This window comes from Fontimonas sp. FW305-C-3 (assembly GCF_058783185.1).
Map to the genome: position 1 here is coordinate 849,639 of NZ_JBYSYK010000003.1, position 12,439 is coordinate 862,077.

Consider the following 12,439-nt stretch of genomic DNA (forward strand, 5'->3'; position numbering starts at 1 on the left):
TGCTTAGCTCGCCAGCGCCTTCAACGCAGGCAGATAAGGATGACGCAGCGCTTCAGCGACGGCCTGATAGGTGATCGCAACCCTGTAGACGTGAGTAGCCCGGGTGCAACCCGGGATCGCGCTCACCGATAGCGCAACATCCCGGATTGCATCCGGGCTACAAGCCCCGGACAGTGAGCTCAGATCCGACGCCAGTGCTGGAGTGGAACTCAGTTCGCCAGCGCCTTCAGCGCGGGCAGATAAGGGTGACCGAGCGCTTCGGCGACGGCCTGATAAGTGATCGCGCCCTTGTAGACGTTGAGCCCCGCGCGCAGGTTGGCGTCATCCGTCAACGCTTGCCGGCTGCCCTTGTCGGCGAGTGCGAGCACATGCGGCAGCGTGGCGTTGGTCAGTGCGAATGTCGACGTACGGGCGACGCCGCCGGGCATGTTGGCAACGCAATAGTGAACGATGCCGTCGATGACATAGGTCGGGTCCTGGTGCGTCGTCGCATGCGAGGTCTCGAAGCAACCGCCCTGGTCGATCGCGACGTCGACCATCACCGTGCCATTGGGAATCGACTTGAGCATGTCGCGCGTCACCAGCTTGGGCGCGGCAGCGCCGGGCACGAGCACGGCACCGATGATCAGGTCCGCCTTGTGCACGCTGGTCTCGACGGCGTCGCGCGTCGAGTACAAGGTCGTCGCCCGGTTCTCGAACACGCTGTCGAGCCAGTTGAGCCGCGCCAGCGAGCGATCGAGGATCGTCACCCGCGCGCCCATGCCGATCGCGATACGCGCGGCGTTGTAACCGACCACGCCGCCGCCGATGATGACCACATCCGCGGCCGGCACGCCCGGCACGCCGCCGAGCAGCACACCATTGCCGCCCTGCGCCTTTTCCATCGCATGCGCGCCGGCCTGGATCGACATGCGCCCCGCAACCTCGCTCATCGGTGCCAGCAGCGGCAAGCCGCCGGCGTGATCGGTCACCGTTTCGTAGGCGATTGCGATGCTGCCGGAGCCCATCAACGCCTTGGCCTGTTCCGGATCCGGCGCGAGGTGCAGGTAGGTGAACAGCACCTGCCCGGGCCGCAGCATGGCGCACTCGACCGGCTGTGGTTCCTTGACCTTGACGATCATGTCCGCGCTGCCGAACACGCTGGCCGCATCGGGCGCGATCTTCGCGCCGGCGGCGATGTATTGCTCGTCGGTCAGGCCGATGCCCAGGCCGGCGCGCGTTTCGATCAGCACCTCGTGACCGTGTGCGACCAGTTCACGGACACCGGCCGGCGTCAGGCCGACGCGATACTCGTGGTTCTTGATTTCCTTGGGCGTGCCGATGCGCATGAGCTTGTTCCGCGACCGATTGGAAATTCAGTATCACACGCGAAAATGAACGCTCGCCTCATGGATTTCCCCTAGAGGCCGCGCATTCGTCGGCGCGCTTCCGCGGCACCGGCATGCGTACAATCGGCAACTTCTTCAAGCACCTGCACGCCGGAAACCATGCGAACAGCACCCCGCCCGATGTCGACAATTCCGGCCTTCATGGTCGCCTTGGGCCTGGGCCTGATCGGCTATTACGGCATCGAGTGGTACCAGCTGCCGAAGTACAGCCCGTCGGACATCGATGTCTCGGCCGAACTCAACCTGCGGCTGGACCTGCAGCGCCGCGGGCCGCATCTGCAGCCGCAAGGAGAAGAACTCGAACGCCTGCGCCGCATGGTGCGCGCCGAGGTCGAAGGCGAGATCAAACAGGAGCAGCAGAAGGTTCAGACCCGCTTCGGCATCGGCCTGGTGTCGCTGATCTTTGGCATCGGGCAGTTCATGTTTGCGGCGATGCTGCGTCGCTGACAAAGAAAAACGCCCTGCCGGTGGTGCCGGCAGGGCGTGATCGAAACTTCAGCAGACGAAACTCAGCTCAGTTCGGGTTGGCACAGCTGGAACTGGTGCCGTACGGACTGCCAATGGCGTTCACGTAGCGGAAGCCCGGCGGCGCAACGCCCTCGTCGCTGACATCGTCCGCCAGCACCGGCAGCACGAAGTCGGCGATTTCCAGCGACTCGGTACCCGCCACGACCGCTTCGGCGCGCAGGCGGATCTGCACCCAGTTGCCATGGGTCTGCGGATACGTGATATCGAAGAACGCCGTGCCGTCCTCGTTCAGCGTCGGCGTGCCCTGAACCACTGCGACACCGCCTGGATCGAGAATGCCGTTGCCATTGAAATCCTCGCCCGCATCCAGAATACCGTTGCCCTTGCGCCCGTCGGTTCCATTACCCGGCACATCCTCATTGATACATCCAAAGAGCGGCGGCGTCGGCAGCAGCGGCGACGCGACCTCAACGAGCGGGTCGATCGTGTAATTCGCGACCCACAGTTCGCCGTTCCAAATATAAATGCCCTTCTGGTAGCTCACCGGTTCCAGCGAAATCCGGAACACCGTGTTCTTCGGCGGCGGATTGCCGGCGGCATCCGTGACGATGGCGACCCACGGCATGGCATAGGTCGTCGCCGAAGGTTCGGCGATCTCGTTGCCGGTACCCAGCACGATACGCAGTGCCTGATTGCCGACCGTTAGCGTGGTATCGGCCGAGATCGTCGGCGCCGCATTCAGCGTGCCCGTCACCTCAACGCCCTCGACCGCGCTGGAGGTCGCCGTGGCACTGTAGGTGACGCTTGCCGAGCCGAGGCTGTCGGTGATCGCAAATGCCGCCGACAGTGAACCACCGGTCGGATCGGACAGCGCGAAGTTGACGCGCTGGTTCTTCACCAGATTGTTGTTCGCATCGCGGACAACCGCACGGATCGTTCCGGTCCCGTTGATCGGAACGACGGATGGATCGGACTGCAGGGTGATCGCCGCCGGCGTCGTCGCGACGAACTCAATCGGCAAGGACGCGGAGACATCGTTGCCCGCAGTCGCCGAGATGACGGCCCCGCCGGCACTGCCGGTGCCGCTCGCGCGAATCGAAACGGTGGCCCGGCCATTGGCATCCGTCGTCGCGGAGACCGTCTTGCCCTCGACACCTGCTGCATTGCGGATCAAACCACGGGTAATCGAGAACGTGATCGCACGATCGCGCACCGACTGTCCGTCCTCGGTCAGGCGGACGGCCACCTGCGTATCGAATGCCGAGCTGAACAAGACTTCGGGACGCGGCGCCGGCGGCGGCGATGGATTCTGGAATTCCAGCTTGAGATCGGAAACGGCGACCTCGACGATGCGTGTTACACCGACGCTGCTGATCTCGATGCGGTCGTCGCCACCCACGGCGCCGGTATAGACAAACTCGATCTTGCCGTCCGCGTTTGTGGTCGAACGATTACCGACGAAGGTGATGGGATTGCCGAGATCCAGCGACGTAACCGTAGTGGCCTGATTGGGAATCGGCCCGCTGGCGGCGTCGAGGAGAGTCGCTACGAATTTTTCCTGGTCCCCAGAGCCAATCGTCAGCGGTCCGGTGGTGTCGATACGGGTACCCGTCACCGGAATGGCGATCGAGCGCGTTGCGCTGCCAGCTTTCGCGGTGACGGTGATGTCCTGATTCCGCGGATCGCCTCCGGTCGTCAGGATTGCGGTCGCAGCGCCGGTGTCGTCCGTCGTTCCGCTGACCACTTGCAACGCCCCAAGGCTGGCATCGAATTCGACCGTTACCCCGCTCAGCAGTCGGTTGGCACTGTCGCGCACCAGCGCAGTGATCGTGACGCCCTCAGTCGAAGTGTCGGCGCTTGAAGGCAGGCTGCTGGCACTAGACAGCAAGGTGACCGTCGCTGCGACCGGCTCGGGGTCTCCACCCGTAGTTCCGCCCAGCGTGCCGCCGGTCGTGCCTCCCCCTAACGTGGCCTCGCCACCGCAGGCGGTCAAAACCAGGGCCGCAAACGCAGCAGCAATCAACGACCAGGAACGCGTGTTAGCCATGGGCCTCTCACCTGCCGCAAGTCCCCCGCGGCAAAAGTCAACGAATGTCATCGGATGCTAAACCTAAAATCCAACGAAAACAAGCAAATCCGCGTGAATCTGAAACCAGCTTAGGAGGTGCAAAATCGGCCTTGGCTGAGACCGTTTCACGACTAAAAATAGCCAATCCCGCCCGGATGTTACCGATAAATTTGGTGCCCTCGGCAGGAATCGAACCTGCGACCCCCCGCTTAGGAGGCGGGTGCTCTATCCACTGAGCTACGAAGGCATGGCCTGCCAGTCGGCGGCAATGGTAGTCGAAGCGGGTTCAGCGCTGCAGTACCTGCCCCAGAAAAGCCTGCAGGCGTGGATGGGCGGTATCGCTGAAGAAATCCCTGGGCGCGGCAGCGTGACCGATCTCGCCGGCTTCCATGAACACGATCCGGCTGGCGACGGCCTTGGCGAAGCCCATTTCGTGGGTGACGACGCACATGGTCATGCCTTCGGCGGCGAGGTCTTTCATGACGTCGAGGACTTCGTTGACCTTTTCCGGATCCAGCGCGCTGGTCGGTTCGTCGAACAGCATGACTTTCGGATTCATCGCCAGCGCGCGGGCGATGGCGACGCGCTGCTGCTGGCCACCGGACAGTTGCGCCGGATACTGGTCGTGCTTGTCGGCCAGACCCACCTTCTTCAGCAGGGCTTCGGCACGTTGCCGCGCTTCCGCCGCCGACACTCGCTGTACGGCGCAGGGCGCGAGCGTGAGGTTCTCAAGCACCGTGCGGTGCTCGAACAGATTGAAGGCCTGGAACACCATGCCGACCTGCGCGCGCAGCTGATTCAGATTGGTGCGCGACGCATGCACCGACTGGCCGAGCACGCGCACTTCGCCGCCGCTGATCGTCTCCATCGCATTGATCGTGCGAAGCAGCGTCGATTTCCCCGAGCCGCTGGGACCGACGATGCAGACGACTTCGCCGCGGGCGACATCGAGCGACACGTCCTTCAGCGCGCTCACGCCGTTGCCGAAGGTCTTGCAGACGCCACGCAGCGAAATCAGGGTCTGGTCGGCGGACTCAGCCATGCCCCGCTCCCTGGCTGATGCCATAACCCAAGCGCTTTTCGAGACGGCGCACCCACAGCGACAGCGCGCCGGTCAGCACGAAATACATCGCAGCGACGGTGAACCAGACCTCGAAGGGGCTGAACGTCGAGCTGACCACTTCGCGCCCCGCCTTGGTCAGGTCGGTCAGTGCCATCACCGAGACCAGCGAAGAATCCTTGATGAGATTGATGAACTGCCCGGCCAGCGGCGGCAGGGCCTTCTTCAGTGCCTGAGGCAGGATCACGTGGCGCATCGCCTGAAAATAGTTGAGGCCCAGGCTGCGCGCCGCTTCCATCTGCCCGCGCGGCACGGCTTCGATACCGGCGCGGATGATCTCGGCCAGATAGGCGCCGGTGAAAACCGCCAGCGCAGCGACACCCGCCGCGAGCGCCGACAGATTCAGCACGGTGCCGACGAAGAAATAGAAAATGAAAATCTGCACCAGCAGCGGCGTGCCGCGAATGATCTCGACATAAGTCGCCGCCAGCGAGCGCGCCGCCGGATTCTGCGCGACACGGCCCAGGCCGGCGAGCAGGCCCAGCGGCATCGCGAAGATCAACGACAGCACCGACAGTTTCAGCGTCAGCCACAGCCCCCAGGCCAGCGGACCTGCGGAAACCCCGCTGCGGATCGCCAGCACGTCGCCTTCGAACACCAGATCGCCGTCGCCGACGACGACGCGATTGAAATCGCGGATCTCGGCCGTCTCGGCGGTGCGCAGCGCGGTCATCCTGATCGTGCCGGCCTGCGTGTCGATCGCGGCGAAGCCGTCGAACGGCGCCTTCAGTTCCTCGCCGTCGAAGCTGACGATGTACTGCGGAATGCGCTCCCAGCGCCAGGTGTAGTCCACCCGCTTGCCGGCCAGATAGATGCCGGCCGCCAGCGCCGCGAGGATCGCGACGTACAGGCCGTACCAGGCAAGGCGGCGTGGCTTCATCCGGTGACGTTCTGCAGCCACGCGGTGTTCTCGAACCACTTGCGGTACAGCGCGTCGTAGACGCCGTCTTCGCGAATCTGCCGCAGGAAATGGTTCAGCCAGTTGAGAAAATCCGGATCGCCCTTACGCACGCCGAAGCCGAGTGCTTCCTTGGTGAACGGTTCCTTGAGATGCACGAGCGCATCCGGAAACTGCGCGGCGTAGATCAGATTGAACGGCTGGTCATAGACGAAGGCGTCGGCGCGGCCACTGCGCGCTTCCATCGCGCCATCGGCTTCGGACTCGAAGCTCTTCAGCTTCGCCTTCGGCAGATGGCGCTTGGTCGCGATCTCGCCGGTCGTGCCGAGCTTGCTGGCAATCGTGTACTTCGGGTCGTTGAGCTGCTCGTAGCTCGTGATCTGCCCGGCGAGCTTGCGGCTGAGCAGCACCGACTGGCCGATGTAGATGTAAGGGTCAGTGAAGTTCACCTGCAGGTTGCGCTGCGGCGTGATCGTCATGCCGCCCATCAGCAGGTCGAACTTGTCGGTCAGCAGCGCGGGAATGATGCCGTCCCACTGCATGTTGACGACCGTCAGCTTGACGCCCATCTCCTTGGCCATCAGGCGCGCGAGATCGATATCGAAGCCGATGATGTTGCCCTTCTTGTCGCGCATCTCGAAGGGCATGTAGCCGGCCTCGACGCCGATGCGCAGCTCGCCGCGCTTGATGATCTTGTTCAGCGTCGACTGTTGCCACAGCTCATCGCCGGCGATTGCCGCCGACGGCAGCGCCAGGCCCAGAACCAGCGCCAGCAAGCCCCCCAGGATTTTCCTCATGCGCGGCCGTGCATACTCAAGAGACGATCTGGCACATTAGAGCAGATGACGTCCGGCAGATGCGAGTCATGACGGAACAGGAGACCGCAGCGACAGCTTGGATCGACGCGCAGCTTGCCGAGCTGCGTGACGCGACGCTGCGGCTGGCCAACCAGAACTCCGGCAGCTTCAATGTGCCGGGCGTGCGCCTCACCGGCGAGATGATGCTGGAACGCTTCGCACCGCTCGAATGCTCGGCGGAATGGCTCGATCTCGCACCCTATGCGCGCACCACCGACGGCGGCCGGCGCAGCACGACCGCCATCGCCCCCGCCCTGCGTCTGCGCCAGCGACCGCAGGCACCGTTGCAAATCTTTCTGGGCGGCCATCTCGATACCGTCTACGGCATCGATCATCCGTTCCAGCAAGCGGTGCGCGATGGCGACGACAGCCTGCACGGCCCCGGCGTCGCCGATCTCAAGGGCGGGCTGCTGGTGATGTGGGCCGCACTGGCGGCGCTGGAACGCAGCCCGCATCGCGAACGCATCGGCTGGGAAGTGCTGCTGAACCCCGACGAGGAGATCGGCTCGCGCGGCTCCGATCCGTTGCTGCGCGAAGCCGCCGCACGCAATCACTTCGGGCTGATCTTCGAGCCCGCCTTCGCCGATGGCGGTCTGGCGTCCGCGCGCAAGGGCAGCGGCAACTTCGACGTCGTCGTCCACGGCCGCGCCGCACACGCCGGGCGCAATCCGGAGGCCGGCCGCAATGCGCTGCGTACCGCCGCGGACATCATCGGTGCGATCGATCGGCTCAATGGTCAGCGCGTCGGCGTCACGTTCAATCCCGGTTACGTCCGTGGCGGCGGCGCGCTCAATGTCGTCCCCGACCTCTGCGTCTTCAAGTTCAATGTCCGCACCGGACTGCCCGACGATGCGCGCTGGGTCGAGGAGGAGCTTGAGCAGATCCTGACGCATGCGCAGCGCGAAGGCATCAGCATCGATCTGCACGGCGGCTTCACCAGACCGCCGAAAACGGTCGATGCGAAGCTCGAACGCCTGATGGGCCTGCTCGGCGACTGCGGCCGCGACCTCGGCACGCCGCTGACCTTCAGCCCGACCGGCGGCTGCTGCGATGGCAACAACCTCGCCGCGTACGGCCTCGCCAATGTCGACAATCTCGGCGTCGTCGGCAGCGACATTCACTCGGAGCAGGAACGCATGCGGATTTCCTCGCTGACGGAACGCGCGAAGATTTCAGCCCTGTTGCTGCTGCGCCTCGCCAGCGGCGAGATTGCCTGGGAATAGCCATGCGCATCATCCGCCCCATCGCCCTTCAGGATCTCGACGCGTTGCTGCACATGGCGCAGACCGCCGGCGCCGGTTTCACTTCGCTGCCGCCGGAGCGCGAGACCCTGCGCAAGAAGATCGAGCGCTCGCTGGCCTCGTTCGCCGAAGCGGTCGAAAGCCCTGGCCATCAGCGCTACATGTTCGTCGTCGAGGAATCCGGCAACGGCGAAATCGGTGGCTGCTGCGCCGTCGAAGCGGCCTGCGGCCTGGACGAGCCGTTCTACAACTACCGCGTCGGCCAGACCGTGCACGCCAGCCGCACACTGGACGTCTACAGCCGCGTGCCGACGCTGTATCTGTCGAACGATCTCACCGGCACCAGCGTGCTGTGCTCGCTGTACCTGACCCCGGAATTCCGCGCCGGCGGCATCGGTCATCTGCTGTCGAAGTCGCGCTTCCTGTTCATGGCCGCGCATCCGCGCCGCTTTGCCGACAAGGTCATCGCCGAGATGCGCGGCGTGTCGGACGACAACGGCCGCTCGCCATTCTGGGAAGGCCTGGGGCGACACTTCTTCGCGATCGAGTACGACGATGCCGAACACATCGTCGGCCAGGGCAATAAGGCCTGCATCGCCGAGCTGATGCCCAAGCATCCGATCTACACCGTGCTGCTGCCGCCGGAGGCGCAGGCGGTCATGGGTCAGGTCCATCCGACCACCGCCCCCGCGTTGAAATTGCTCGAGCAGGAGGGCTTCCGCTACCAGGGCTATGTCGACATCTTCGACGGCGGCCCGTCGGTCGAGGCCCCGGTGGAAGCCGTGCAATCGATCGCGCGCTCGGCGCGCCTGCCGATCCGCGTCGGCGAGGCGTCGAGCGGCGCGATGCATCTGATCGCCAACGAGGGTCTCGCCGATTTTCGCTGCGCGCTGGCCGAACTGACCCCGACGGCGGACGGCGTCGCCATCGATGCCGCACTCGCCGCGCAGCTCGGACTGGATGAAGGCGCGGTCGCCCGCGTGGTTGCCCTGTGATGGAGACCGGCATGCTCAGTGGAGAACTCTTCATCGATGGCCAGTGGCGGCGCGGCGGCGGCGCGGCAATGAGCAGTCTCGCGCCGCACGACCTGCATGCAATCTGGAACGGCCAGGCCGCCGCAGTCGCTGATGTCGACAGCGCTTTCGACACGGCGCGGCGCGCCTTCGAGCGCTGGTCGGTACTCGACGGCAGCGTCCGCGAACAGCACCTGCTCGCTTACGCCGAAACGCTGAAGACGGATAGCGAAGCACTGGCGCGCTGCATTGCCGAAGAGGTCGGCAAGCCGCTCTGGGAAGCGCGTACCGAAGTCGCCGCGATGATCGGCAAGATCGCGATCTCGATCCGTGCCTATCACGACCGCACCGGCACCATCGAGCAGGCCACCGACTTCGGACGCCACGTCCTGCGTCACCGGCCGCATGGCGTTGTCGCCGTGTTCGGCCCGTACAACTTCCCCGGTCATCTGCCCAACGGCCATATCGTGCCGGCGCTGCTGGCAGGCAACACGGTGCTGTTCAAGCCCAGCGAACAGACCCCGGCAGTCGGCGAGATGACCGCACGCCTGTGGCAACAGTCCGGCTTGCCGGCAGGTGTGCTGAACCTGCTGCAAGGCGAGCGCGCGACCGGCGAGCTGATCGCCACGCATCGGCAGCTTGACGGCCTGTATTTCACCGGCAGCTCACGCACCGGAGCGATCCTGCAGCGGCAGTTCGCCGGCGCAGGCCATCGCATTCTTGCGCTTGAGATGGGTGGCAACAATCCGCTGATCGTGCGCGAAGTCGAGGCGGTCGACGCCGCGGTTTTGGATATCGTCCAATCCGCGTTCATCACCTCGGGCCAGCGCTGCACCTGTGCGCGCAGGCTCTATGTTCCGAAAGGAAGCTGGGGCGACCAGCTGCTGCGCCGTCTGGTCGACGTCAGTGCAGGCCTGCGCGTCGCGCGCTGGGATGCGGAACCTCAGCCGTTCATGGGGCCGGTCATCGGCAGCGCCGCGGCGAAGATGCTGATGGCTGCGCAAAGCCAGTTGCTCGAACTCGGCGCGCGCGTGCTGCTGCCGATGGAAGTACCGCCGCATGGCGCGGCGTTCCTGACGCCCGGCATTCTCGATGCGACAGATGCCCGCGATATTCCCGATGAAGAATTCTTCGGTCCGCTGCTGCAGGTATTCCGCTACGATGGCCTCAACGCGGCCATCGACGCGGCGAACCTCACGAACTACGGCCTGTCGGCCGGCTTCATCGGCGACAACGCCGATGAATATGCCCTGTTCAACCGGCGCATCCGCGCCGGCATCGTCAACTGGAACCGCCCGACCACCGGCGCCTCCGGCGCATTTCCATTCGGCGGCATCGGCGCCAGCGGCAATCACCGGCCGTCCGCGTACTACGCCGCCGACTACTGCGCCTATCCGGTGGCCAGCAGCGAAGCACCGCGCGGCCAACTGCCCGCGCAGCTGCCGCCGGGGCTTTCGCTGTAATCTTCCCACCCCGCTGCGTGCCGCCACCAAAGGCTATCCATGAGCCCGACACGAACGACCGCGACAGTAGAAGCGAACTTCGACGGCCTGGTCGGGCCGACGCACAACTATGCCGGACTGTCGTTCGGCAACGTCGCGTCGACGCGGCATGCCGACAGCAGCTCGAACCCGCGCGAAGCCGCGCGCCAAGGGCTGATGAAGATGCATGCGCTGGCCGAGATGGGCCTGTTCCAGGGGGTGCTGCCGCCGCAGGAGCGCCCGCACCTTCCGACGCTGCGCCGGCTCGGCTTCAGCGGTTCCGACGCGCAGATCCTCAACACCGTGCGCAAGCAGGCACCGACGTTGCTGGCGACAGTGTCTTCGGCGTCGGCGATGTGGGCCGCCAATGCCGCGACGGTTTCGCCCAGCGCGGACACTGCCGACGGCCGCGTGCACTTCACGCCGGCCAATCTGTGCACCAACCTGCATCGTGCGATCGAAGCCGAGGCGACGGCGCGCGCGCTGAAGGCGATCTTTGCCGACCCGAGCCTGTTCGCCCATCACGCGCCGCTGCAGGCCTCGCCGACGCTGGGCGATGAAGGCGCGGCGAACCACACGCGACTGTGCGCCGACTACGGCGAACCGGGGCTGGAGCTGTTCACCTACGGCCGCGACGGCGGCATCGAACAGGCCACCCGGCGATTCCCGGCGCGCCAGAGCCTGCTGGCCAGCCAGTCGGTGGCGCTGCTGCATGAGTTGTCGGCGCACCACACGACCTTCGTCCGCCAACGTCCCGAGGCGATCGATTCGGGGGTGTTTCACAACGACGTCATCGCGGTCGGCAACCGCGAACTGCTGATGTATCACGAGCAGGCCTTCGTCGACACGCAGGCACTGCGCGGCTGGATCTGCACGCATTTCGGCGGCGAGCGGCGGCCGTCCTTCATCGAGATCGGCAACGACGAACTCAGTGTCGGCGACGCCGTCGCCTCGTACCTGTTCAACTCGCAGCTGGTCTGCCCGCCCAACGTCGGCATGCAGATGATCGTCGCCCGCGAATGCCAGGAGAACCCGAAGGTCTGGGCCACGATCCAGCGCATCATCGCCGACCCGGCAAATCCGCTCGAAGGCGTCAAGGTCTTCGATCTGCGCGAATCGATGAACAACGGCGGCGGCCCGGCCTGCCTGCGCCTGCGCGTCGTGCTGACGGCGGCGGAACGCGCAGCCGTCAACACCGGCGCCTGGCTCACCGCCAAGCGCTACAACGAATTGATGGCCTGGGTCGACAAGCACTATCGCGATCATCTGGAGTTCGATGATCTGGCCGATCCGCAGCTCCTCGAGGAAAGCCGCATGGCGCTCGATCGGCTGACCGGCATTCTCAAGCTTGGCAGCATCTATGAATTCCAGCGCAACTGAGCCGGTGCCGCTGCGCTGGGCCGCCTGGTCCGAGATGAGCGCGAATGATGTCCACGACATGCTCCGGCTGCGCGCGGAAGTCTTCATCGTCGAGCAGAACTGCGTCTATCAGGACATCGACGGCCTCGATCCCGCCTGCCGTCACCTGCTCGCGCGGGATGCGCACGGCCAGCTGCTGGGCTGCCTGCGCCTGCTGCCCGCGGGTCTGACCCGCCGGGAGCCTGCACTGGGACGCCTGGTGGTCGCCGCAAGCGCCCGTGCCAGCGGCCTGGGCCGGCGTTTGATGCTGGAAGGTCTGCGCATCTGCAACGCGGCAGCGCCGACACAAGCGGTCTACATCCATGCCCAGCAGTATCTGCAGGGCTTCTACGAATCGCTGGGCTTCCGGCAGGCCTCGGAGATTCATCTCGAGGACGGCATCCCCCACATCGACATGCTGAAAGACCCGCCGTAGCGCCCACGGCCGGGTTTCCGCGCAGTATCCCCACGTTCAAACCGGCGCCAGCGCCGTATACTCGCCGCCTG

12 protein-coding genes and 1 tRNA gene are annotated in these 12,439 nt (G+C 65.2%); 6 read left to right on the top strand and 7 right to left on the bottom strand.

The genetic code is table 11. From position 1 onward, the window contains the following. Positions 1 to 3: 3 nt before the first annotated feature. The gene (locus AC3WUF_RS15370; RefSeq protein ID WP_492427110.1) at positions 4 to 126 is read right to left on the bottom strand and encodes a hypothetical protein; all 123 of its coding nucleotides are present in this window, start codon (positions 124 to 126) and stop codon (positions 4 to 6) included. Positions 127 to 209: 83 nt separating this feature from the next. Beyond that, positions 210 to 1,328, bottom strand: coding sequence for an alanine dehydrogenase (gene ald, locus AC3WUF_RS15375; RefSeq protein WP_492427112.1), 1,119 nt, complete (start codon positions 1,326 to 1,328; stop codon positions 210 to 212). A 180-nt stretch (positions 1,329 to 1,508) separates the two neighbouring features. Between ald and AC3WUF_RS15380 the strand changes: the two genes are divergently transcribed. Beyond that, the gene (locus tag AC3WUF_RS15380) at positions 1,509 to 1,835 is read left to right on the top strand and encodes a hypothetical protein (protein ID WP_492427114.1); all 327 of its coding nucleotides are present in this window, start codon (positions 1,509 to 1,511) and stop codon (positions 1,833 to 1,835) included. 67 nt (positions 1,836 to 1,902) lie between these two features. Here AC3WUF_RS15380 and AC3WUF_RS15385 read toward each other — a convergent pair whose 3' ends face one another. The 5 genes from AC3WUF_RS15385 to AC3WUF_RS15405 all read right to left on the bottom strand — a co-directional run bounded on the left by AC3WUF_RS15385 (position 1,903) and on the right by AC3WUF_RS15405 (position 6,739). Beyond that, positions 1,903 to 3,903 carry an autotransporter outer membrane beta-barrel domain-containing protein gene (locus tag AC3WUF_RS15385; protein WP_492427116.1) on the bottom strand — a complete coding sequence of 667 codons (2,001 nt, stop codon included), beginning with the start codon at positions 3,901 to 3,903 and terminating at the stop codon, positions 1,903 to 1,905. A 192-nt stretch (positions 3,904 to 4,095) separates the two neighbouring features. Then, a tRNA-Arg gene (locus AC3WUF_RS15390) sits at positions 4,096 to 4,171 on the bottom strand. A 39-nt stretch (positions 4,172 to 4,210) separates the two neighbouring features. Then, entirely contained in the window at positions 4,211 to 4,966 is a 756-nt protein-coding gene (locus tag AC3WUF_RS15395; RefSeq protein ID WP_492427118.1) for an amino acid ABC transporter ATP-binding protein, read from the bottom strand. Continuing rightward, positions 4,959 to 5,924 carry an amino acid ABC transporter permease gene (locus tag AC3WUF_RS15400; RefSeq protein WP_492427120.1) on the bottom strand — a complete coding sequence of 322 codons (966 nt, stop codon included), beginning with the start codon at positions 5,922 to 5,924 and terminating at the stop codon, positions 4,959 to 4,961. Before AC3WUF_RS15400 ends, AC3WUF_RS15395 begins: the two co-directional genes overlap by 8 nt. Next, positions 5,921 to 6,739 (bottom strand): transporter substrate-binding domain-containing protein, encoded by an 819-nt coding sequence (locus tag AC3WUF_RS15405; protein WP_492427122.1) that lies wholly within the window; start codon positions 6,737 to 6,739, stop codon positions 5,921 to 5,923. The genes AC3WUF_RS15400 and AC3WUF_RS15405 overlap by 4 nt, the downstream gene beginning before the upstream one ends. A gap of 68 nt (positions 6,740 to 6,807) precedes the next feature. Here AC3WUF_RS15405 and AC3WUF_RS15410 point away from each other — a divergent pair, with 68 nt between their 5' ends. The 5 genes from AC3WUF_RS15410 to AC3WUF_RS15430 are packed head-to-tail and all read left to right on the top strand — an operon-like array spanning position 6,808 to position 12,368. Then, entirely contained in the window at positions 6,808 to 8,022 is a 1,215-nt protein-coding gene (locus tag AC3WUF_RS15410) for a hydrolase (protein ID WP_492427124.1), read from the top strand. 2 nt (positions 8,023 to 8,024) lie between these two features. Beyond that, positions 8,025 to 9,035, top strand: a complete 1,011-nt coding sequence (gene astA, locus AC3WUF_RS15415) for an arginine N-succinyltransferase (RefSeq protein ID WP_492427126.1) — start codon at positions 8,025 to 8,027, stop codon at positions 9,033 to 9,035. Between the two features lie 11 nt (positions 9,036 to 9,046). Continuing rightward, positions 9,047 to 10,516, top strand: coding sequence for a succinylglutamate-semialdehyde dehydrogenase (gene astD, locus AC3WUF_RS15420; protein WP_492427128.1), 1,470 nt, complete (start codon positions 9,047 to 9,049; stop codon positions 10,514 to 10,516). A gap of 39 nt (positions 10,517 to 10,555) precedes the next feature. Beyond that, positions 10,556 to 11,914 (top strand): N-succinylarginine dihydrolase, encoded by a 1,359-nt coding sequence (gene astB, locus AC3WUF_RS15425; protein ID WP_492427130.1) that lies wholly within the window; start codon positions 10,556 to 10,558, stop codon positions 11,912 to 11,914. Then, positions 11,895 to 12,368: a GNAT family N-acetyltransferase gene (locus tag AC3WUF_RS15430; RefSeq protein ID WP_492427132.1), complete on the top strand. Its 474-nt coding sequence runs from the start codon at positions 11,895 to 11,897 to the stop codon at positions 12,366 to 12,368. The genes astB and AC3WUF_RS15430 overlap by 20 nt, the downstream gene beginning before the upstream one ends. The last annotated feature ends 71 nt before the right edge of the window (positions 12,369 to 12,439 follow it).

What these genes read in the sequence shown, in the direction of transcription:
- AC3WUF_RS15400 (WP_492427120.1), bottom strand. Translation starts at nt 5,924, where the DNA reads ATGAAGCCACGCCGCCTTGCCTGGTACGGCCTGTACGTCGCGATCCTC.
- astB (WP_492427130.1), top strand. Translation starts at nt 10,556, where the DNA reads ATGAGCCCGACACGAACGACCGCGACAGTAGAAGCGAACTTCGACGGC.
- AC3WUF_RS15385 (WP_492427116.1), bottom strand. Translation starts at nt 3,903, where the DNA reads ATGGCTAACACGCGTTCCTGGTCGTTGATTGCTGCTGCGTTTGCGGCC.
- AC3WUF_RS15380 (WP_492427114.1), top strand. Translation starts at nt 1,509, where the DNA reads ATGTCGACAATTCCGGCCTTCATGGTCGCCTTGGGCCTGGGCCTGATC.
- AC3WUF_RS15405 (WP_492427122.1), bottom strand. Translation starts at nt 6,739, where the DNA reads ATGAGGAAAATCCTGGGGGGCTTGCTGGCGCTGGTTCTGGGCCTGGCG.
- AC3WUF_RS15410 (WP_492427124.1), top strand. Translation starts at nt 6,808, where the DNA reads ATGACGGAACAGGAGACCGCAGCGACAGCTTGGATCGACGCGCAGCTT.
- astA (WP_492427126.1), top strand. Translation starts at nt 8,025, where the DNA reads ATGCGCATCATCCGCCCCATCGCCCTTCAGGATCTCGACGCGTTGCTG.
- astD (WP_492427128.1), top strand. Translation starts at nt 9,047, where the DNA reads ATGCTCAGTGGAGAACTCTTCATCGATGGCCAGTGGCGGCGCGGCGGC.
- AC3WUF_RS15430 (WP_492427132.1), top strand. Translation starts at nt 11,895, where the DNA reads ATGAATTCCAGCGCAACTGAGCCGGTGCCGCTGCGCTGGGCCGCCTGG.
- ald (WP_492427112.1), bottom strand. Translation starts at nt 1,328, where the DNA reads ATGCGCATCGGCACGCCCAAGGAAATCAAGAACCACGAGTATCGCGTC.
- AC3WUF_RS15395 (WP_492427118.1), bottom strand. Translation starts at nt 4,966, where the DNA reads ATGGCTGAGTCCGCCGACCAGACCCTGATTTCGCTGCGTGGCGTCTGC.